General features: G+C 66.8%; 19 protein-coding genes and 1 pseudogene. 15 read left to right on the plus strand and 5 right to left on the minus strand.

The window, feature by feature from the left end:
* Nucleotides 1–262, minus strand: a pseudogene (locus LIG30_RS24400) (flagellar basal body P-ring formation chaperone FlgA); the annotation flags it as partial.
* 204 nt (nt 263–466) lie between these two features.
* On the opposite strand from LIG30_RS24400, the gene flgB reads away from it, so the two are divergent.
* The 12 genes from flgB (at nt 467) to flgL (ending at nt 12,270) form a co-directional block, all read left to right on the plus strand.
* The gene (gene flgB, locus LIG30_RS24405) at nt 467–961 is read left to right on the plus strand and encodes a flagellar basal body rod protein FlgB (protein ID WP_038716331.1); all 495 of its coding nucleotides are present in this window, start codon (nt 467–469) and stop codon (nt 959–961) included.
* A gap of 43 nt (nt 962–1,004) precedes the next feature.
* Nucleotides 1,005–1,430 (plus strand): flagellar basal body rod protein FlgC, encoded by a 426-nt coding sequence (gene flgC, locus LIG30_RS24410; protein ID WP_038716334.1) that lies wholly within the window; start codon nt 1,005–1,007, stop codon nt 1,428–1,430.
* A 35-nt stretch (nt 1,431–1,465) separates the two neighbouring features.
* Nucleotides 1,466–2,206, plus strand: a complete 741-nt coding sequence (locus tag LIG30_RS24415; protein WP_038716335.1) for a flagellar hook assembly protein FlgD — start codon at nt 1,466–1,468, stop codon at nt 2,204–2,206.
* A 27-nt stretch (nt 2,207–2,233) separates the two neighbouring features.
* Complete coding sequence (gene flgE, locus LIG30_RS24420) at nt 2,234–3,472, plus strand: flagellar hook protein FlgE (protein WP_038716336.1); 1,239 nt, start codon at nt 2,234–2,236, stop codon at nt 3,470–3,472.
* 22 nt (nt 3,473–3,494) lie between these two features.
* Nucleotides 3,495–4,253, plus strand: a complete 759-nt coding sequence (gene flgF / locus LIG30_RS24425) for a flagellar basal-body rod protein FlgF (protein WP_038716337.1) — start codon at nt 3,495–3,497, stop codon at nt 4,251–4,253.
* Nucleotides 4,254–4,289: 36 nt separating this feature from the next.
* A complete protein-coding gene (gene flgG / locus LIG30_RS24430) occupies nt 4,290–5,078 on the plus strand; it encodes a flagellar basal-body rod protein FlgG (protein ID WP_038716339.1) in 789 nt (262 codons plus the stop codon).
* A 17-nt stretch (nt 5,079–5,095) separates the two neighbouring features.
* Entirely contained in the window at nt 5,096–5,791 is a 696-nt protein-coding gene (gene flgH / locus LIG30_RS24435) for a flagellar basal body L-ring protein FlgH (protein WP_038716341.1), read from the plus strand.
* The gene (locus LIG30_RS24440) at nt 5,791–6,960 is read left to right on the plus strand and encodes a flagellar basal body P-ring protein FlgI (protein ID WP_051995167.1); all 1,170 of its coding nucleotides are present in this window, start codon (nt 5,791–5,793) and stop codon (nt 6,958–6,960) included. Before flgH ends, LIG30_RS24440 begins: the two co-directional genes overlap by 1 nt.
* The gene (gene flgJ, locus LIG30_RS24445) at nt 6,961–7,923 is read left to right on the plus strand and encodes a flagellar assembly peptidoglycan hydrolase FlgJ (protein WP_038716345.1); all 963 of its coding nucleotides are present in this window, start codon (nt 6,961–6,963) and stop codon (nt 7,921–7,923) included.
* A 208-nt stretch (nt 7,924–8,131) separates the two neighbouring features.
* On the plus strand, nt 8,132–8,887 hold the full coding sequence (locus LIG30_RS24450; protein WP_038716346.1) for a flagellar brake protein: 756 nt from the start codon (nt 8,132–8,134) through the stop codon (nt 8,885–8,887).
* 138 nt (nt 8,888–9,025) lie between these two features.
* Complete coding sequence (flgK, locus tag LIG30_RS24455) at nt 9,026–11,020, plus strand: flagellar hook-associated protein FlgK (RefSeq protein ID WP_038716348.1); 1,995 nt, start codon at nt 9,026–9,028, stop codon at nt 11,018–11,020.
* 17 nt (nt 11,021–11,037) lie between these two features.
* The gene (gene flgL, locus LIG30_RS24460) at nt 11,038–12,270 is read left to right on the plus strand and encodes a flagellar hook-associated protein FlgL (RefSeq protein WP_038716350.1); all 1,233 of its coding nucleotides are present in this window, start codon (nt 11,038–11,040) and stop codon (nt 12,268–12,270) included.
* A 661-nt stretch (nt 12,271–12,931) separates the two neighbouring features.
* Here the strand turns inward: flgL and LIG30_RS24465 are convergent.
* The 3 genes from LIG30_RS24465 to LIG30_RS24470 are packed head-to-tail and all read right to left on the minus strand — an operon-like array spanning nt 12,932 to nt 14,427.
* Entirely contained in the window at nt 12,932–13,579 is a 648-nt protein-coding gene (locus tag LIG30_RS24465; protein WP_038716353.1) for a M35 family metallo-endopeptidase, read from the minus strand.
* A 4-nt stretch (nt 13,580–13,583) separates the two neighbouring features.
* A complete protein-coding gene (locus LIG30_RS25775) occupies nt 13,584–14,126 on the minus strand; it encodes a PAAR domain-containing protein (RefSeq protein ID WP_235510394.1) in 543 nt (180 codons plus the stop codon).
* Between the two features lie 4 nt (nt 14,127–14,130).
* Nucleotides 14,131–14,427 carry a hypothetical protein gene (locus LIG30_RS24470; RefSeq protein WP_152986222.1) on the minus strand — a complete coding sequence of 99 codons (297 nt, stop codon included), beginning with the start codon at nt 14,425–14,427 and terminating at the stop codon, nt 14,131–14,133.
* Nucleotides 14,428–14,935: 508 nt separating this feature from the next.
* On the opposite strand from LIG30_RS24470, the gene LIG30_RS24475 reads away from it, so the two are divergent.
* The 3 genes from LIG30_RS24475 (at nt 14,936) to LIG30_RS24485 (ending at nt 17,548) form a co-directional block, all read left to right on the plus strand.
* The gene (locus LIG30_RS24475; RefSeq protein ID WP_038716355.1) at nt 14,936–16,243 is read left to right on the plus strand and encodes a solute carrier family 23 protein; all 1,308 of its coding nucleotides are present in this window, start codon (nt 14,936–14,938) and stop codon (nt 16,241–16,243) included.
* Between the two features lie 157 nt (nt 16,244–16,400).
* The gene (locus LIG30_RS24480) at nt 16,401–17,024 is read left to right on the plus strand and encodes a chromate transporter (protein ID WP_038716357.1); all 624 of its coding nucleotides are present in this window, start codon (nt 16,401–16,403) and stop codon (nt 17,022–17,024) included.
* The gene (locus LIG30_RS24485) at nt 17,021–17,548 is read left to right on the plus strand and encodes a chromate transporter (protein ID WP_038716358.1); all 528 of its coding nucleotides are present in this window, start codon (nt 17,021–17,023) and stop codon (nt 17,546–17,548) included. The genes LIG30_RS24480 and LIG30_RS24485 overlap by 4 nt, the downstream gene beginning before the upstream one ends.
* A 171-nt stretch (nt 17,549–17,719) precedes the next feature.
* On the opposite strand, the gene LIG30_RS24490 is transcribed toward LIG30_RS24485, so the two are convergent.
* Nucleotides 17,720–18,061, minus strand: a complete 342-nt coding sequence (locus LIG30_RS24490) for a hypothetical protein (protein WP_038716359.1) — start codon at nt 18,059–18,061, stop codon at nt 17,720–17,722.
* Between the last annotated feature and the right edge of the window lie 478 nt (nt 18,062–18,539).

Genomic DNA, 18,539 nt, shown 5'->3' on the forward strand with positions numbered 1-18,539 from the left:
CGCCCGGCGAACCCTCCGCCGTGACGCCGGCCTGCGCCGGCACGCCGGAGGCGGCGCTCGCCGTGCCCGGCGTCCCGGGAGCGGCTGCGGCCACGTGCGCAAGCGCGGACTCGGTCGTCTCGCCGCGCCCCGGGATCACGATCATCCCGTCGTCCGCGGCCTGCGCCGTCGCGGCGCTTACCCACAGCGCGGCGGCGAGCGCGAGCGCAAGCCGCCTGCGCGGTTGGCGCCCGGTGTCGCTGCGGTGTGCGGTGCGCGTCATCGCCCGTGTCCTCGATCCGTTGATACGAGTTGCATTCTAGGGAGCCAGCCCGGCGCGCAAACGATGAATAGAGGGGGGCTTTTCCGCTTATTCGGCCGATTGCCGGTTGCGGGCGCCCCCTACCATGCGTGACATGGAAAAAAGCCTCTTTGGCCGCCGGGCGGCGAAAGAGCGGTGCAGCGCTTCAATCGGAGAGACGCACAGATGCTGGACAGACTCGATGCCGAATTCGCGTTCGGCCGCCAGGCGCTCGACGTGCGCGCCTATCGGCAGGAACTGCTGTCGTCGAACATCGCGAACGCGGACACGCCGGGCTATCAGGCCCGCGACGTCGATTTCTCGTCGACGCTCGCCCGTTCGCTGAAGGCGGAGAGGAGCCCCGGCGGGCTCGCGCCGAGCAATGCCGCGCCGCTCGCGATGGCGCAGCCGGCCGGCGTGACGAGCGGCATGTCGATGGTGTCGACGGCCGCCGGCCACATGACCGGCACCGCGAAGCTGATCCCGACGGGCGGCCCGGTGGACAACTTCGGCCGCGCCGCGTACCGGCAGCCGCTGCAGCCGGCGCTCGACGGCAACACGGTCGACCTCGACGTCGAGCGCGTGCAGTTCGCGGACAACACGCTGCACTTCCAGTCCGGCATGACCGTGATGACGCAACAGATCAAGACGATGATCGCCGCGATCACGTCCAATTCGTGACGGCGCGCGAGCCCGTGCCCCGCATCGAGCATAAGGAGTCTCCATGCCCTCGTTGATGAATATCTTCGGCGTCGCCGGCTCGGCGCTGTCGGCAGAATCGCAGCGCCTGAACGTGACCGCGTCGAACCTGGCCAACGCCGACAGCGCGACCGGCCCCGACGGCAAGCCGTACAAGGCCAAGCAGGTCGTGTTCGCGACCGCGCCGCTGAACGGCGCGCGCACCGCGTCGGGCCAGGGCGTCGGCGGCGTGCGCGTGTCGAAGGTGATCGACGACCCGTCGCCGATGAAAAACACCTACGACCCGTCGAACCCGGCCGCGGACGCGAACGGCTACGTGCAGATGCCGAACGTCGATCCGGTGCAGGAAATGGTCAACATGATCTCGGCGTCGCGCTCGTACCAGGCCAACGTCGAAACGCTCAACACCGCGAAGCAGCTGATGCTCAAGACGCTGACGATCGGCACCTGAGACCCCTCTCTTATCTGACTGAAGGCAGAACCCGGATGACTTCCTCTTCCTCCACGATCGGCAGCAACGGGACGACGGTGTCGACCCTGTCGAACGACACGATGAGCTCGAACGGCACGTCGACGACCGGCACGTCGGCGAGCGACCTGCAGGCGACGTTCCTGAAGCTGCTCGTCACGCAGCTGCAGAACCAGGATCCGACGAGTCCCGTCGACAGCTCGCAGATGACGACGCAGCTCGCGCAGATCAACACGGTGAGCGGCATTGCCCAGCTCAACACGTCGCTCACGTCGCTGTCGACGCAGCTCGCGGCGGGCCAGCAGACGCAGGCGGCCCTGCTGATCGGCTCGAACGTGCTCGCGCCGGGCAACAGCGTCACGGTGAAGAGCGGCGCGGCGACGCCGTTCGGCGTGCAGCTGGCAAGCAACGTGTCGAACCTGACGATCACGGTGAAGAACGCAGCCGGCACCGTCGTGAACACGATCAACGCGGGCAGCCAGTCGGCGGGCACCGTGCCGTTCAACTGGACGCCGACCGATGCGTCGGGCAACACGCTGTCGGACGGCAAGTACACGATCAGCGCAACCTACACGGACACCAGCGGCACGCCGCAGAAGGCGACGGTGCTGGCGGCCGCGCAGGTGCAGAGCGTGGTCAAGCAGGCGGACGGCACGGCGGGCCTCATGCTGTCGAACGGCAGCACCGTGGGGCTCACGCAGGTCGCGGCGATCTACCCGAGCGGGTCGTCGTCCTCGAGCACCACCACCACCAACTGATTCAGCTTCCCCGGAAAGGAGACCGAGATGGGTTATCAACAGGGTCTGAGCGGCCTCGCGGGTGCGTCGAGCGATCTCGACGTGATCGGCAACAACATCGCCAACGCGAACACGGTGGGCTTCAAGTCGAGCACCGCCCAGTTCGCGGACATGTACGCGAGCTCCGTCGCGACTGCCGTCAACAACCAGATCGGCATCGGCACGATGGTGAATTCGGTGCAGCAGCAGTTCAGCCAGGGCACGATCAGCACGACCAGTTCAGCGCTCGACGTCGCGATCAACGGCAACGGCTTTTTCCAGATGTCGAACAACGGCGTGCTCACGTATTCGCGTGACGGCACGTTCCAGCGCGACAAGAACGGCTACATCATCAACTCGCAGGGCCTGAACCTGATGGGCTACGCCGCGAACCCGAACGGCGTGATCAACACGGCGACGACCGTGCCGCTGCAGGCGCCGACGGCCAACATCGCGCCGACCGCGACGACCAAGATCACCGCCCAGTTCAACCTGAACTCGCAGGACACGGTGCCGGTCACGGCGCCGTTCAACTACACCGACTCGACGTCGTACAACTTCTCGACGTCGGTCCAGACCTACGACACGCTCGGCGGCTCGCAGCAGGTCAACATGTACTTCGTGAAGACCGCGGCGAACACCTGGGAAGCCTACGCGGGCGTGCCGACCGCTGCGCCGACCGATCTCGGCGCGGTGACGTTCAACACCAGCGGCGCGATCACCGGCACGGCGCCGGTGGCGCCCGTCACCAGCGCGTCGACCGGCCAGTTCCAGTTCACGATCCCGACCACCGACGGCTCGGCGACCCCGCAGCCGCTGACGCTCGACCTGAACGGGACGACCCAGTACGGCGGCAAGGACGGCGTGAACAACCTGGCGCAGGACGGCTTCGCGAGCGGCACGCTGACCACCTTCTCGATCGGCACCGACGGCAAGGTCACGGGCAACTACTCGAACGGCCAGACGGCGACGCTCGGTCAGATCGTGCTCGCGAACTTCAACAACCCGAACGGCCTCGTCAACCTCGGCGGCAACCAGTACCAGGAAACCTCGGCGTCGGGCGTGCCGCAGATCTCGGTGCCGGGCAGCACGAACCACGGCACGCTGCAGGGCAGCGCGGTCGAAAACTCGAACGTCGACCTGACGAGCCAGCTCGTGAACCTGATCACCGCGCAACGCAACTACCAGGCGAACGCGCAGACGATCAAGACGCAGCAGACCGTCGACCAGACGCTCATCAACCTCTGACGCGCACGCATAACGGGCAGCCATGGACCGACTGATCTATACGGCGATGACGGGCGCGACGCAGTCGCTCGAGCAGCAGGCGATCGTCGCGAACAATCTGGCGAACACGTCGACGACGGGGTTTCGCGCGCAGCTCGCGACCTTTCGCGCGGTGCCGATGAATTTCGGCGACGGCAGCACCATCGATCCGACGACCACGCGCACCTACGTGCTGTCGTCGACGCCCGGCGCGGACTTCGCGCCGGGGCCGCTGTCGCGCACCGGCAACCCGCTCGACGTCGCCGTCCAGGGGCAGGGCTGGCTGACCGTCCAGCTGCCCGACGGCAGCGAGGCGTACACGCGCGCGGGCAACCTGCACCTCGACGAGAACGGCCAGCTCGTCACCGCGAACAACCTGCCGGTGGTCGGCAACGGCGGCCCGATCTCGGTGCCGCCGAACGCCGAGGTCACGTTCGGCAAGGACGGCACGGTGTCCGCGCTGATGCCGGGCGATCCGCCGACCGCGGTCGCGATGATCGACCAGCTCAAGCTCGTCAATCCCGATCCGGCGACGATGACGCGCGGCAACGACGGCCTGTTCCGCACCACGGACGGCAATCCCGCCGATGCCGATCCGGCCGTCGTGATCGCGCCGAATTCGGTCGAAGGCAGCAACGTCAATCCGGTCTCGGCGATGGTGGCGATGATCGACAACGCGCGTGCATTCCAGCTTCAGACGAAGATGATCCAGACCGCCGACCAGAACGAGCAGTCGGCGAATCAGTTGCTGAATTTCGGCTGATCCGCCGTCATCGCCTAACGAAGGAGTAGATTCAAAGTGAACCGTTCGCTTTACATCGCCGCTACCGGCATGAACGCGCAGCAAGCGCAGATGGACGTGATCTCGAACAACCTCGCGAACGTCAGCACCAACGGCTTCAAGGGCTCGCGCGCGGTGTTCGAGGACCTGCTGTACCAGACGATCCGCCAGCCCGGCGCGAACTCGACGCAGCAGACCGAACTGCCGTCGGGCCTGCAGCTCGGCACCGGCGTGCAGCAGGTTGCCACCGAGCGTCTGTACACGCAGGGCAGCCTGCAGCAGACCGGCAACTCGAAGGACGTCGCGATCAACGGCGGCGGCTTCTTCCAGGTGCTGATGCCGGACGGCACGAACGCCTACACGCGCGACGGCTCGTTCCAGACCAACGCGCAGGGCCAGCTCGTCACGGCGAGCGGCTACCAGGTGATTCCGGCGATCACGATCCCGCAGAACGCGACGTCGCTCACGATCGGCAAGGACGGCTCGGTGTCGATCACGCAGGCCGGCTCGACCAACTCGGTGCAGATCGGCTCGCTGCAGCTCACGACTTTCATCAACCCGACCGGCCTCGAGGCGAAGGGCGAGAACCTGTTCGCCGAAACCGCGTCGTCCGGCGCGCCGAACGTGTCGCAGCCGGGCCTGAACGGCGCGGGCGTGCTCAACCAGGGCTTCGTCGAAACGTCGAACGTGAACGTCGTCCAGGAGCTCGTCAACATGATCCAGACGCAACGCGCGTACGAGATCAACAGCAAGGCCGTGACGACGTCCGACCAGATGCTGCAGACCGTCACGCAGATGAAGAGCTAACCGGACAGCACGCCGTCATGAAGCAGGATCGTTTCACCCCGTCCCGTCACTGCGCGCGCGCGGCGCTTGCCGCGCTCGTCGCGGCGGCGTTCGCCGGCTGCGCGCAGATCAAGCACGACCCGATCATCCAGCAGCCGATGACGGCGGCGCCGCCGCCGCCGCCGGCGATGCAGTCGCCGGGCTCGATCTTCAACCCGGGCTATGCCGGCCGGCCGCTGTTCGAAGATCAGCGGCCGCGCAACGTCGGCGACATCCTGACGATCATGATCGCGGAAAACATCAATGCGACCAAATCGTCCGGGGCGAACACCGACCGCTCGGACACCACGAACTTCGACGTGCCGACGGCGGCCTTCTTCGGCGGGCTGTTCAACAAGATGAACCTGTCCGCGAACGGCGGGAACACGTTCAAGGCGACGGGCGGCGCGAGCGCCGCGAACACGTTCACGGGCACGATCACCGTCACCGTGACCGGCGTGCTGCCGAACGGCAACCTGGTCGTGAGCGGCGAGAAGCAGATGATGATCAACCAGGGCAATGAATTCGTGCGCTTCTCCGGCGTCGTCAACCCCAACACGATCTCCGGCGCAAACTCGGTCTACTCGACCCAGGTCGCCGACGCGAGGATCGAGTATTCGGCGAAGGGCTACATCAACGAGGCCGAGACGATGAGCTGGCTGCAGCGCTTTTTCCTGAACCTCGCGCCGTGGTAATGACGATGCTGCTTCGACGTTTCCCATCCCGCCTGCGCGCCGCGGCCTGGGCATTCCTGGCCGCGTTGGCCTGCGTCGCCGGCTCCGGTGCCGCGCACGCCGAGCGCCTGAAGGATCTCGCGCAGATCCAGGGCGTGCGCGACAACCCGCTGATCGGCTACGGCCTCGTCGTCGGCCTCGACGGCACCGGCGACCAGACGATGCAGACGCCGTTTACGACGCAGACGCTCGCGAACATGCTCGCGAACCTCGGCATCTCGATCAACAACGGCTCGTCGACCGGCGGCACGTCGTCGCTGACGAACATGCAGCTCAAGAACGTCGCGGCCGTGATGGTCACCGCGACGCTGCCGCCGTTCGCGCGGCCGGGCGAAGCGGTCGACGTCACCGTGTCGTCGCTCGGCAACGCGAAGAGCCTGCGCGGCGGCACGCTGCTGCTCACGCCGCTGAAGGGCGCGGACGGGCAGGTCTACGCGCTCGCGCAGGGCAACATGGCGGTCGGCGGCGCCGGCGCAAGCGCGAACGGCAGCCGCGTGCAGGTCAACCAGCTCGCGTCAGGGCGCATCGCCGCCGGCGCGATCGTCGAGCGCGCGGTGCCGAATGCGCTCGCGCAGATGGGCGGGATGCTGCAGCTGCAGCTCAACGACATGGATTACGGCACCGCCGAGCGGATCGTCTCGGCGGTCAATTCGGATTTCGGCCCCGGCACCGCGACGGCGCTCGACGGCCGCACGATCCAGCTCCGGGCGCCGGCCGATTCCGCACAGCAGGTCGCGTTCATGGCGCGCCTGCAGAATCTCGACGTGCGGCCCGACAAGGCCGCCGCGAAGGTCATCCTCAACGCGCGCACCGGCTCGATCGTGATGAACCAGATGGTCACGCTGCAAAGCTGCGCGGTCGCGCACGGCAACCTGTCGGTGGTCGTCAACACGCAGCCGGTCGTGTCGCAGCCGGGGCCGTTCTCGAACGGGCAGACCGTCGCCGCGCAGCAGTCGCAGATCCAGCTCAAGCAGGACAACGGCTCGCTGAAGATGGTGACGGCGGGGGCGAGCCTCGCCGAGGTCGTCAAGGCGCTCAACACGCTCGGCGCGACGCCGGCGGACCTGATGTCGATCCTGCAGGCGATGAAGGCAGCGGGCTCGCTGCGCGCGGATCTGGAGATCATCTAAGTGGCGAATCCAACCAAAGCCAACGACCTGTCGCAGCGCTTCGCGCTCGACGTGCAGGGGTTCGACGCGCTGCGCGCGCAGGCCAAGCAGTCGCCGCAGGCCAGCGCGAAGCTCGTCGCGGGCCAGTTCGACGCGATGTTCACGCAGATGATGCTCAAGAGCATGCGCGACGCGACGCCCGACGGCGGCCTGTTCGATTCCCACACGTCGAAGATGTACACGTCGATGCTCGACCAGCAGCTCGCGCAGCAGATGTCGCAGCGCGGGATCGGCGTCGCCGACATGCTGATGAAGCAGCTGACGCGCAACGCGAGCCTCGGCGCAGGCGCGGGCGCGGATGCCGCGTCGGCGGGCCTCGACACGGCCGGCAACGAAGGCGGGCTCGCGGCGATGAATGCGATGGCGAAGGCGTACGCGAACGCCGCCACGAACAATGGCAACCTCGCCGGCTCGCGCGGCTACTCGGCGGACAGCGCGCTGACGCCGTCCGGAAAGGGCGCGGGCACGTCGGAGCAGGCCGATGCGTTCGTCGGGCGGCTCGCCGCGCCGGCCCAGGCGGCGAGCGACGCGACCGGCATCCCGGCGCGCTTCATCGTCGGCCAGGCCGCGCTCGAATCGGGCTGGGGCAAGCGCGAGATTCGCGGCTCCGACGGCACATCGAGCTACAACGTGTTCGGCATCAAGGCGACCAAGGGCTGGAAGGGCCGCACGGTGACGGCGCTGACGACCGAATACGTGAACGGCGAGGCGCACCACGTGACTGCGAAGTTCCGCGCGTACGACTCGTACGAGCACGCGATGACCGATTACGCGAGCCTGCTGAAGAACAATCCGCGCTACGCGGGCGTGCTGAGCGCGAGCCGCAGCGCCGAGGGCTTCGCGCACGGCATGCAGAAGGCCGGCTACGCGACCGACCCCAATTACGCGAAAAAGCTCATCTCGATCATGCAGCAGATCGGCTGATCGCCCGGTCCGCTCCGCTGTCTCGCCGCGCCCGGCCTCGCCGCGCGCGGTTTTTAACGTTTGCCTGAAAAAATATCGTTAAATCGATCTAAACTTTCGGTCGCCACTGCCGCTAAGTGTGAGAGACCTGAGACCGGGCAACTTCTGGCCCGGGTGATACCGCGTGCCGGCCCTGTCGTGCGCGCATGAAAAGACATACCGGCTAGCCATGAATACCGAACAGTCGACTGATCCGAGCCACGAAGGGGAACTCCCCGGGCTGGAATTCGGCCGCCGCAATCCGCTGGAAATCGGCGTGCAGCTCCGCAATCTCGTGAATCGCGGTGATTTCCTGACCGTGCAGTATCAGGGCGGCCAGTTCGTGACCCGCCTGCTCGACGTCGACGTGCGCGCGCGCACCTTCAGTTTCGACTGGGGCGGCGTCGCGGAGCAGAACAAGAGCATTCTCGCGGCGCCGCGCTGCGTGTTCTCGGCGACGCCCGAAGGCGTGCGCGTCGAGTTCGCGACCGGCGCGCCGCGCGAGACCCGCTTCGAAGGGCGCCCCGCGTTCGAAGTGGCGTTCCCCGAGGTGCTTTACTTCTTCCAGCGGCGCGAGTATTTCCGCGTCGACACGCCGATCATCGAGCCGTACCTGTGCCGCGGCAAGCTGCCCGACGGCTCGGGCATCCTGTTCGAGGTGCACAACCTGTCGCTCGGCGGGGTTGGGCTGCGCACGGCGGACGAGCGCGTCGAGGCGCTCGAGATGGGCACGTTGTTTCCCGACATGGAGTTCGAACTGAACGGCTACGGCAAGCTGTCGCTCGACCTGCAGCTCGTCGCGCACCGGTCGGCGCAGGTGCCGAACGGCACGCGCCGCTATCAGCTCGGTTTCCGTTTCATGTCGCTGCCGGGCAGCGCGGAGAACACGCTGCAGCGGGTCATCACGCAGCTCGAAATGAAGCGCCGCCAGCTCGCCCGCACGTAAGCGGCGCAAGCCGCCCCGGCGTCGCGTGCGCGACGTCGGCGGCGCACATTTTTTCCTCAATTTTTTCGATCCGCGGCCGTTATACCGGGAGTTACGCAACCCGGCGGCCGCAGCGCGGCCAGCCCTTCAGGATCGCGCATGTCCAACACCCTCATGAACCTCGGCCTCAGCGGCTTGAATGCCGCGCAATGGGGCCTCACGACGACCGGCCAGAACATCAGCAATGCTGCGACGCCGGGCTATTCTGTCGAGCGGCCCATCTACGCCGAGGCGAGCGGTCAGTACACGAGCAGCGGCTACCTGCCGCAGGGCGTGAGCACCACCACCGTCCAGCGCCAATACAGCCAGTATCTGAACGACCAGCTGAACAGCGCGCAGACCCAGAGCGGCGCGCTGTCGACCTACTACTCGCTCGTGTCGCAGCTGAACAACTTCGTCGGCAGCCCGACGACGGGCATCTCGACCGCGATCACGAACTACTTCACCGGGTTGCAGAACGTCGCGAACAACGCGTCCGATCCGTCCGCGCGCCAGACTGCGATCAGCAATGCGCAGGTGCTCGCCGACCAGCTCAACGCGGCCGGCCAGCAATACGACCAGCTGCGCACGAACGTGAACTCGCAGCTGACCAGCACGGTCTCGCAGATCAACGGCTACACCGCGCAGATCGCGCAGCTCAACCAGCAGATCAAGGCCGGCAGCAGCGAGGGCCAGCCGCCCAACCAGCTGATGGACCAGCGCGACCTGGCGGTGTCGAACCTGTCGCAGCTCGCCGGCGTGCAGGTCGTGCAGAACAGCGACGGCTACAGCGTGTTCCTCGCGGGCGGCCAGCCGCTCGTCGTCGCGGACAAGAGCTACCAGCTCGCGACGGTCGTGTCGAAGTCCGATCCGAGCGAGCTGACCGTCGTGTCGCAAGGGATCGCCGGCGCGACGCCGGCCACCCCGAACCAGTATTTGCCCGACTCGTCGCTGTCGGGCGGCACGCTCGGCGGCCTGCTCGCCTTCCGCAGCCAGACGCTCGACCCGGCGCAGGCGCAGCTCGGCGCGGTCGCGACGAGCTTCGCGGCGCAGGTCAACGGGCAGAACGCGCTCGGCATCGACCTGTCCGGCAACGTCGGCAGCAACCTGTTCTCGACCGGCAGCCCGACCGTCTACGCGAACCAGTCGAACACCGGCGGCTCGACGCTCAACGTGTCGTTCACGAACGCGTCGCAGCCGACGACGGGCGATTACACGCTGTCGTTCGACGGCGCGAACTACACGCTGAGCGACCGCGCGAGCGGCGCGGTCGTCGGCACGTCGGCGGCGATGCCGGGCGCGATCGGCGGGCTGAACTTCTCGCTCACCGGCGCGATGGCGGCCGGCGATTCGTTCACGGTGCAGCCGACGCGCGGCGCGCTCGACAACTTCGCGCTCGCGACGTCCAACGGCTCGGCGATCGCGGCGGCGTCGCCGGTCGTGTCGTCCGCGGCGACCTCCAACGCCGGCACCGCCACGATCACCCAGGGCACGGTGAGCGCGGGCTACCAGTTGCCGGCCGGCTCGACGACGCTGACCTACAGCGCGGCGACCGGCACGCTGTCCGGCTTCCAGGCCGGCACGACGGTGACGATCGCGGGCACCCCGCCGACCTCGATCGCGATCGCGAGCGCGGCGACGACCGTGCCGTACAGCGCGGCGACGGGCGCGACCCTCACGATCAACAGCACCGTCCAGCCGGCGCCGGCAGGCGTGATGAACGGCGTGTCCGTGTCGCTGTCGGGCGCACCGTCGAACGGCGACCAGTTCACCATCGGCGCATATGCCGGCGGCACCAAGGACGGCAGCAACGCACTGCTGCTGTCGCAGCTCGTCAGCGCGAAGACGCTGTCCGGCGGCACGTCGACGCTGACGGGCGCGTATGCGAGCTACGTGAACACGATCGGCAACACGGCGAGCCAGCTGAAGTCGTCGAGCGCCGCGCAGACCGCGCTCGTCGGCCAGATCACGACGGCGCAGCAGTCGGTGTCGGGCGTCAACCAGAACGAGGAAGCGGCGAACCTGATGCAGTACCAGCAGTTCTACCAGGCGAACGCGAAAGTGATCCAGACCGCGTCGACGCTGTTCCAGACCGTGCTCGGCCTGTTCAACTGATTTCGAGGATTCGGGCGATGCGTATTTCCACCTCCCAGATTTACCAGCAGAACGTCAGCCAGATGGACAATCAGCAGGCGCAGCTCTCGCAGTTGTACCAGCAGATCTCGAGCGGCGTGAGCCTGTCGACGCCGGCGGACAATCCGCTCGGCGCGGCGCAGGCGGTGCAGCTGTCGATGACGTCGGCGACGTATACGCAGTATTCGTCGAACCAGGACCTGGCGCTGTCGTCGCTGCAGGCCGAGGACCAGACGCTCACCAGCGTCAACGGCCTGCTGACCACCATCCACACGAACATCATCCAGGCCGGCGATGGCTCGCTGACCGACAGCGACCGCTCGGCGCTCGCGACGCAGCTGCAGGGCTATCGCGACCAGCTGGTGACGCTCGCGAACTCGACCGACGGCGCGGGCAACTACATCTTCTCGGGCTTCCAGTCGACGACTCCGCCGTTCGCGAACAAGCTGGGCGGCGGCGTCGCCTACAGCGGCGACAGCGGCTCGCGCCAGGTGCAGATCATGCCGAACCGCACCGTGTCGCAGGGCGACAACGGCGCGTCCGTGTTCATGTCGGTGCCGATGCTCGGCAGCCAGCCGGTGCCGGGGGCGGGCGCGGCCAACACCGGGACGGGCACGATCGGCGCGGTCAGCATCACCAACCCGGCCGATCCGACCAACGCGCATGCGTTCACGATCACGATGGGCGGCACGGCCGCCGCGCCGACCTATACGGTGACGGACAACACGGTGGTGCCGCCGACGACGACCGCCGCGCAGCCGTTCTCGACGGGCGTCGCGATCAACCTGGGCGGCCAGACGGTGGCGGTTTCCGGCACGCCGGCGGCGGGCGACACGTTCACGGTGACGCCTGCGACGCAGGCCCAGACCGACGTCTTCGCGACGCTCGACACCATGATCGCCGCGCTGAAGAACCCGGTCGGCAGCAGCACGACCGCCGCCGCCGCGCTCTCGAACGCGATGGCGACCGGCTCGACCCAGCTCGACAATACGATGACGAACATCCTCACCGTGCAGGCGTCCGTCGGCGGCCGGGAGCAGGAGATCAAGGCGATGCAGACGGTCATGTCGACCAATTCGCTGCAGGTGTCCAGCAATCTCTCCGACCTGACCAGCACCAACATGGTCTCGACGATCAGCCAGTACCTGCAGACGCAGAATGCGCTGACCGGCGCGCAGAAGGCGTTCGTGCAGATGCAGAACCTGTCGCTGTTCCAGTACATCAATCCGTGATGTGCCGGCCGCCGCGCATGGCGTGACCGCACGCCGGCGCGGCGCAGCCGGGCCGCCGCCGTGCCGCGGCGGACTTTTTTGGGGGGAGTCGAGAATTTTCTCGGAAGCGCCCCCTCCAGCCCATGCTCTGGATTCAGGAGCAGCCGTCCTCTCTGGAACGGCAGGAAGACAGCCCGCAATCGCGGGCCCGTCTGAATGCGCCGTGTTACGTCACTGCGCCTTGGGTAACGGGTTTAGGTTCGGGCAACAGTGGTTGGGGCACCCCGGGACGAATGTGATTTCGACGCGCCGCCCATTATCGTCAAACTCGCTCGCGGGAAACGGCAATTTGTAGATTCGCGCGATCATCGAATTTCGCTCGCCTCGAATCAAAAACTGATCTAACGCGCCCTTAACATTCGCTGCACGTCGGTGTGCCAGCTCTTGCGCGTATCGCTCCGTCGGTTCCGCTAGTCCGACAACCGACACCACATCGACGATGGGAAAGCGGTTGCGCATGTCGTTCGACCACACTGATAGCTTCGCCAGTTCGGCCGTAGATATGTCACTCGAATCCTTGTCGAATCGAACATCGAAATCCCAACCGGGCATGTTCGACGGACCGTCGCACGCGAACGCCGTATGTGCGCAGCTCAACGTGAGTGCGATGGCAGTTAGGAACTTAGTCAATGTCAACGACGTACCCCGCGATGCTGTCGGCGTTGTTGATTGCCAAGTCGGGGTTTGATCGTCCCCAACCGGGAAGCAAGGGAGTAATCGTGTATTGGTCATCGGTTGACGACATGGTGTCGTGGAAATGCGAGGCTTCGTGAATGATGGTCGACACGTGCGAATCAGCATGCGCGGTCCATGGGCGCATCGTACAGAATCGCGCGCTGATGGCGATCGTATGTGTTGCCGTGTCCGGCGCGCATACGTGAGCGGCTTCATTGATCGTGCCGCGCGGATGAGGCGTGCAACCCGTTGCCAGATCGCCATCGCTGCCGCTACGGACGACGTTGTTTTCGTTGAACGCTCGAACGACGCCAAGCACTTTCGTTAAGCCAGTGAGCAGGTGCATACGCGTCCGCTCGTCGTTGCGACCGAACCACTTGAATACCCGATCCTTGTCGATCCCCGACCACCTTTGCAAATCAGCGATGCGAATCGTCAAGCGATCAACCGCTCGCCCTTGCGCGACAGCGAAAATCTTGCGGAATTCCGAGTTGGTCATGTTTTCGCAGATCGGCCGCAAGTCCACGTCCGCGAAACGCTGCGATCCCTCGATAGTGTTTGTCGTCGTTTCAGCGACGGTAGTTTGGTTCCCCATCTTCTCAATCCTCGATTGCAAGCTTCAATGTCTGCGCGCCTTCGGTCCGCACGCGCACGGTACAGCCGCGCCGATCACTCACGCCGGATGCAAGCACGTTCCCGGATCGATCCTTGATCCAATAGCGCACGTTGCTTAACGGTTGCTTCGTCCGCACGTCGCGGATCACAAACTGATCGTCACGAGTGCCCGATGCGGGCGCGTGTCGCGCGGACGTGAATACAGAACGACCAATGAACGGGTTCGCCGCGCTATGGCCGCCGTCGCCCCCAATGAAAAACGTGCAGTCGCTGCCTGCGACCAGTCGGTTTTGTCCGCACGGGCAAAGTGCCGCGTCGCCTTCGACCGCAAGGGCTCGCCCGGTGCCGATAACGCTCACGGCACTTCCGGCGATCGGAAACAATCCTTCGCAATTTCCGCACGTCGCCTTGTCACCGTCTAAAGCAACCTGCCTGTTGTTCGCGAAGATGGTTGACGCGCCCGCGATGACGATGCCGCCTGTCGTCGTCGCGTCGCCGTCTCTGATTGCTCGTCGGGTCATGGCCATGTCCTCAATCGAAGTTGGTAAACACCCATTCGCCCGACTCGGGGTCATAGATCGCATATTGGTCGACCGCCGCACCTGCGACGGCGATTGTCGGCGGCATGCATGCCAGTGCGTCAGCCTCTGCGTCGGCTATCTGCTCGGCGGTCCATGCGCCCATCATGGCAAGTGTGTCGCCGACCCCGGAAAGCCCTGCGCGCTGGTGGGCGGTTTCGATTCGTTCGGTCACGTGATCCGAGAAATGGATCGTGAAATGATCGCGTTGATCGATAGGCACATCGAACGACGAACGAAAGTAGAGCATCAACGGATGCGCCACATTCGATGGGTAAATAAAGTAAGGGCAATCGGCATGTTTTTTTCCGTCATAGGCTCGGATGCCTTATGCATGGACGAGCCAGAGACGGTCGCCGGTAAGAATTGGTTTGTCTATAGGATGAGTCTGACTATTCGGTTAGCTAAATTTGAGATGGCGTGCAGTCGGGGCGATCAGCAAAGCTGCGGAGGGAAGGACGAACGATCAAAAGTAGGTACTTGCGCGGCTTCCGGCGAAAAAAAGCCGTTCGCGCGCAATGCACGAACGGCAAGAGGAGAGTTGCAACACGCTGCCGAGTCTTGGTTCAAGGCAGCGCAGCCAGTCTAGGCCGCCGAGGGCTCGACGGGAATCGGACAATTCCGAACTTTCCGCAACGTCCGCTTCCCCGGCCTGCCGCCGCGCCGCTTGTCAGCGCGAATGCCGCTCCGTACACTCGCGCCTGATCCGATTTCAAGACCGCGAGCGGCGCGCGAGCGCCCGACAGGAGAGTTTCCCGATGTCCGATTCCTATTTCCCGCGCTGGCGGGTGCAACCGCCTGGCGCGGCGAGCCGCGTCGTCGGCCCGGACGAGCGCCTGCCGTGGCCGCAGATGATCGCGATGGGCGTGCAGCACGTCGTCGCGATGTTCGGCTCGACCGTGCTCGCGCCGCTGCTGATGGGCTTCGATCCGAACCTGTGCATCTTCATGTCCGGAATCGGCACGCTGCTGTTCTTCGCGCTGGTCGGCGGCCGGGTGCCGAGCTATCTCGGCTCGAGCTTCGCGTTCATCGGCCTCGTCGTCGCGGTGACGGGCTACGGCGGCAGCGGCCCGAACCCGAACATCCCGGTCGCGCTCGGCGGCATCATCGCGTGCGGGGTCGTCTACGTGGCGCTCGGCGCGATCGTGTCGGCGGTCGGCACCCGCTGGATCGAGTCGCTGATGCCGCCCGTCGTCACCGGCGCAGTCGTCGCGGTGATCGGCCTCAATCTCGCGCCGATCGCCGTCAAGGGCGTGTCCGCGTCGACCTTCGACTCGGCGATGGCGCTCGTCACCGTGCTGTGCGTCGGCGGCATCGCGGTGTTCGCGCGCGGCATGCTGCAGCGTCTGCTGATCCTCGTCGGGCTCGTGATCGCCTATGCACTCTACGCGGTCGCGACCAACGGCATGGGCCTCGGCCAGCCGATCGACTTCTCGATCGTCGCGCGCGCCGCGTGGTTCGGGGTCCCGAGGTTCAGTGCGCCCGTGTTCGATCCGCACGCGATGCTGATGCTCGCGCCGATCGCGGTGATCCTGGTCGCCGAGAATCTCGGTCACATCAAGGCCGTCAGCGCGATGACCGGCCAGAACCTCGACCGCTACGTCGGCCGCGCGTTCATCGGCGACGGGCTGGCGACGATCGTGTCGGGCAGCGTCGGCGGCACGGGCGTCACGACCTACGCGGAGAACATCGGCGTGATGGCCGTCACGCGCATCTATTCGACGCTCGTGTTCGTCGTCGCCGCGCTGATCGCGATCGGGCTCGGCTTCTCGCCGAAGTTCGGCGCGGTGATCCGGACGATTCCCGGGCCGGTGCTCGGCGGCGTGTCGATCGTCGTGTTCGGCCTGATCGCCGTGACCGGCGCGCGGATCTGGGTCGTCAACAAGGTCGATTTCTCCGACAACCGCAACCTGATCGTCGCCGCCGTGACGCTCGTGCTCGGCGCGGGCGACTTCTCGCTGAAATTCGGCGGCTTCGCGCTCGGCGGCATCGGCACCGCGACGTTCGGCGCGATCCTCCTCTATGCGTTCCTGCGCAAGGAGAAAGAGCCGGGGCCGGTGCTGTAGGCTCCGCGGTGGCGGTGGCGGTGGCGCGCGTGCATGAGCCGCGCGGGAAATCGCAGCCGGCGTCCGCGGTTCCGGGCCCAGCACCCGTCGACAAAATCGTTTTGCGCGGTGGACGAACGGCGGTAATCTCGACCTCGACCGTTCGACAAGGATGTCCATGCCACCGCTTCCAGGGCCGCCCGCCGGCCCGCCTCGCCGCGTCGGCCTCGCCGAGCTGTTCACCGGTTTCCTGGGCCTCGGCCTCATGTCGTTCGGCGGTGCGCTGCCGTTCGCGCGGCGCGCGCTCGTCGAAGAGCGCCGCTGGCTGTCCGGCGACGAGTTCACCGATCTGCTCGGCCTCTGCCAGTTCCTTCCCGGCGGCAACGTGATCAACCTGTCGGTGGCGGTCGGCATGCGCTTTCGCGGCGTGCCGGGCGCGCTCGCCGGGCTGCTCGGGCTGATCGCCGGGCCGACGCTCGTGGTCGTCGCGCTCGGCGTGCTGTACGCGAAGACCCAGCACGATCCGCGCATCCAGCATCTGTTCGGCGGGCTGTCGGCCGCGGCGGCGGGGCTGCTCGCCGCGATGGCCGTCAAGGTTGCGAAGCCGCTGCGGCATGCGCGCGCGGCGGCCGGCATCGCGGCGGCCGCGTTCGTCGCGATCGCGCTGCTGCGCGTGCCGCTGCTGCCGACGATGCTCGTGCTGACGCCGCTCGGCATCTGGCTCGCGGCACGCCGCCGCGCCGCGCCGGCTGCCGGCCACGCACCCGCGGCGCGCGATGCCGACCGCCCGGACCCGCGATGAACGACACGCTGGTCGCGCTCGCGACGATCTTCAGTCAACTGTCGCTGCTCGCGTTCGGCGGCGGCAACACGATCCTGCCCGAGATGCAGCGTCAGGTCGTCGACGTACACCACTGGATGAGCGCGCCGGCGTTCTCCGCGCTGTTCGCGCTCGCGCAGGCGGCACCGGGGCCGAACATGATGATCGTGTCGCTGGTCGGCTGGCACGTCGCCGGCTGGCCGGGGCTGTTGGTCGCGTCGGTCGCGAAGTTCGGCCCGTCGTCGTGCGTGACGATGCTGGCGTTGCATGCGTGGGAGCGCTTCAGGCACCGCCCGTGGCGGCGCTACGTGCAGCAGGGGATGATGCCGGTGACGGCCGGTCTCGTCATCGCGAGTGCGGTGCTGATCGCGCAGGCGTCGAACCGCAGCGCGGTGCAGTGGGGCATCACCGCCGCATGCGCGGTGCTCGCGTACCGCACGCGCATCCACCCGCTGTGGCTGCTCGCAGCGGGCGCGATGATCGGCGTGACGGGCTTCGGCCAGTAGCGGGGCGGATGGGGCGGACGCCCGCCGTGCGTCGCCGGTGGGCGATTGCTGCTGCCGCGCGCGCTGCTTGCCGCCGCCGGTGGGCGATTGCTGCTGCTGCGCGTGCCGCTTGCTGCCGCCGGTGGGCGATTGCTGCTGCCGCGCATGCCGCTTGCCGCCGCTGGTGGCCGATTATTGCTGCGGCGCGTGCGTGTCGCTGTTGACGAGGCCGAGCAGCCTGCCGCGTTCGCCGCCGACGTCGCCGCTGTTCGCCGGCCAGTCCATCAGGTAGCCCTGGTTGAGCGCGTCGCGCATGATCGTCGCGTAGTCCGACTTGCTGAGCTTGCCGCCGTGCAGCGCGGCGCCGACCTCCTGCTTGAGGTTCGGCGTGAACTGGGGATAGGCTGCGGTGAGGGCTGCATACTGGCGCGCGTCGATTTCGCCGGATTCGCGGTTGAGCGCCCAGACGACCACCAGCACGATCGCGACGAACGGTATGGCGGTGTAGCGCAGAAAAAACTTTGCGGGTGTCATTCGAAAGCTCTGAGAGGATGCGGCGGGGCGGCATCGCGCGACCGGGCCGGCGTGCTGCCCGGCCTTCGCGCGGCACGGCGCGGGCGTTGTACCGGCGATGCTCGCCCGTTGGCGATGTACGACGGAAGATCTCCGCCCCGACGGCAAGCATTATAGGGGCGGCGGCCGCGAGCCCGCTTTGCCGGGCACGGGCGGCTGCGCGGCCGTTGCCGCGGCGCGCATCATATGCCGGTCGCGCTATGCAGCGACCGCAACATAGCGCGGCGCTGATGTCGTAAGCCATCCGTCGGCATTCCAGAACACATTTTTACAGTGGCCGCGCATGCTTTCCGCTAATCTGCGTGCATCGCCCGGCGCGTGCCGATGCATGCGCGTTCGTCGCGTTCGCCGTCACCGGCGCGCCGGGCCCGGGCGGCGCAAGCCGCAATTCGTGTATCCGGCGACGGCCCGTGCGGTCGGCCGGATCTGTTCGTGGGGC

It is taken from the genome of Burkholderia sp. lig30, assembly GCF_000687455.2.
In the GTDB taxonomy this organism is placed as follows: domain Bacteria; phylum Pseudomonadota; class Gammaproteobacteria; order Burkholderiales; family Burkholderiaceae; genus Burkholderia.

Excerpts from the sequence above, each read along its gene's own strand:
- LIG30_RS24475 (WP_038716355.1), top strand. The coding sequence starts at position 14,936 with ATGTCCGATTCCTATTTCCCGCGCTGGCGGGTGCAACCGCCTGGCGCG.
- flgC (WP_038716334.1), top strand. The coding sequence starts at position 1,005 with ATGCCCTCGTTGATGAATATCTTCGGCGTCGCCGGCTCGGCGCTGTCG.
- LIG30_RS24450 (WP_038716346.1), top strand. The coding sequence starts at position 8,132 with ATGAATACCGAACAGTCGACTGATCCGAGCCACGAAGGGGAACTCCCC.
- LIG30_RS25775 (WP_235510394.1), bottom strand. The coding sequence starts at position 14,126 with ATGGCCATGACCCGACGAGCAATCAGAGACGGCGACGCGACGACGACA.
- LIG30_RS24465 (WP_038716353.1), bottom strand. The coding sequence starts at position 13,579 with ATGGGGAACCAAACTACCGTCGCTGAAACGACGACAAACACTATCGAG.
- LIG30_RS24480 (WP_038716357.1), top strand. The coding sequence starts at position 16,401 with ATGCCACCGCTTCCAGGGCCGCCCGCCGGCCCGCCTCGCCGCGTCGGC.
- flgH (WP_038716341.1), top strand. The coding sequence starts at position 5,096 with ATGAAGCAGGATCGTTTCACCCCGTCCCGTCACTGCGCGCGCGCGGCG.
- flgK (WP_038716348.1), top strand. The coding sequence starts at position 9,026 with ATGTCCAACACCCTCATGAACCTCGGCCTCAGCGGCTTGAATGCCGCG.
- flgL (WP_038716350.1), top strand. The coding sequence starts at position 11,038 with ATGCGTATTTCCACCTCCCAGATTTACCAGCAGAACGTCAGCCAGATG.
- flgB (WP_038716331.1), top strand. The coding sequence starts at position 467 with ATGCTGGACAGACTCGATGCCGAATTCGCGTTCGGCCGCCAGGCGCTC.
- LIG30_RS24490 (WP_038716359.1), bottom strand. The coding sequence starts at position 18,061 with ATGACACCCGCAAAGTTTTTTCTGCGCTACACCGCCATACCGTTCGTC.
- LIG30_RS24415 (WP_038716335.1), top strand. The coding sequence starts at position 1,466 with ATGACTTCCTCTTCCTCCACGATCGGCAGCAACGGGACGACGGTGTCG.
- flgE (WP_038716336.1), top strand. The coding sequence starts at position 2,234 with ATGGGTTATCAACAGGGTCTGAGCGGCCTCGCGGGTGCGTCGAGCGAT.
- LIG30_RS24440 (WP_051995167.1), top strand. The coding sequence starts at position 5,791 with ATGACGATGCTGCTTCGACGTTTCCCATCCCGCCTGCGCGCCGCGGCC.
- LIG30_RS24470 (WP_152986222.1), bottom strand. The coding sequence starts at position 14,427 with ATGCTCTACTTTCGTTCGTCGTTCGATGTGCCTATCGATCAACGCGAT.
- LIG30_RS24485 (WP_038716358.1), top strand. The coding sequence starts at position 17,021 with ATGAACGACACGCTGGTCGCGCTCGCGACGATCTTCAGTCAACTGTCG.
- flgF (WP_038716337.1), top strand. The coding sequence starts at position 3,495 with ATGGACCGACTGATCTATACGGCGATGACGGGCGCGACGCAGTCGCTC.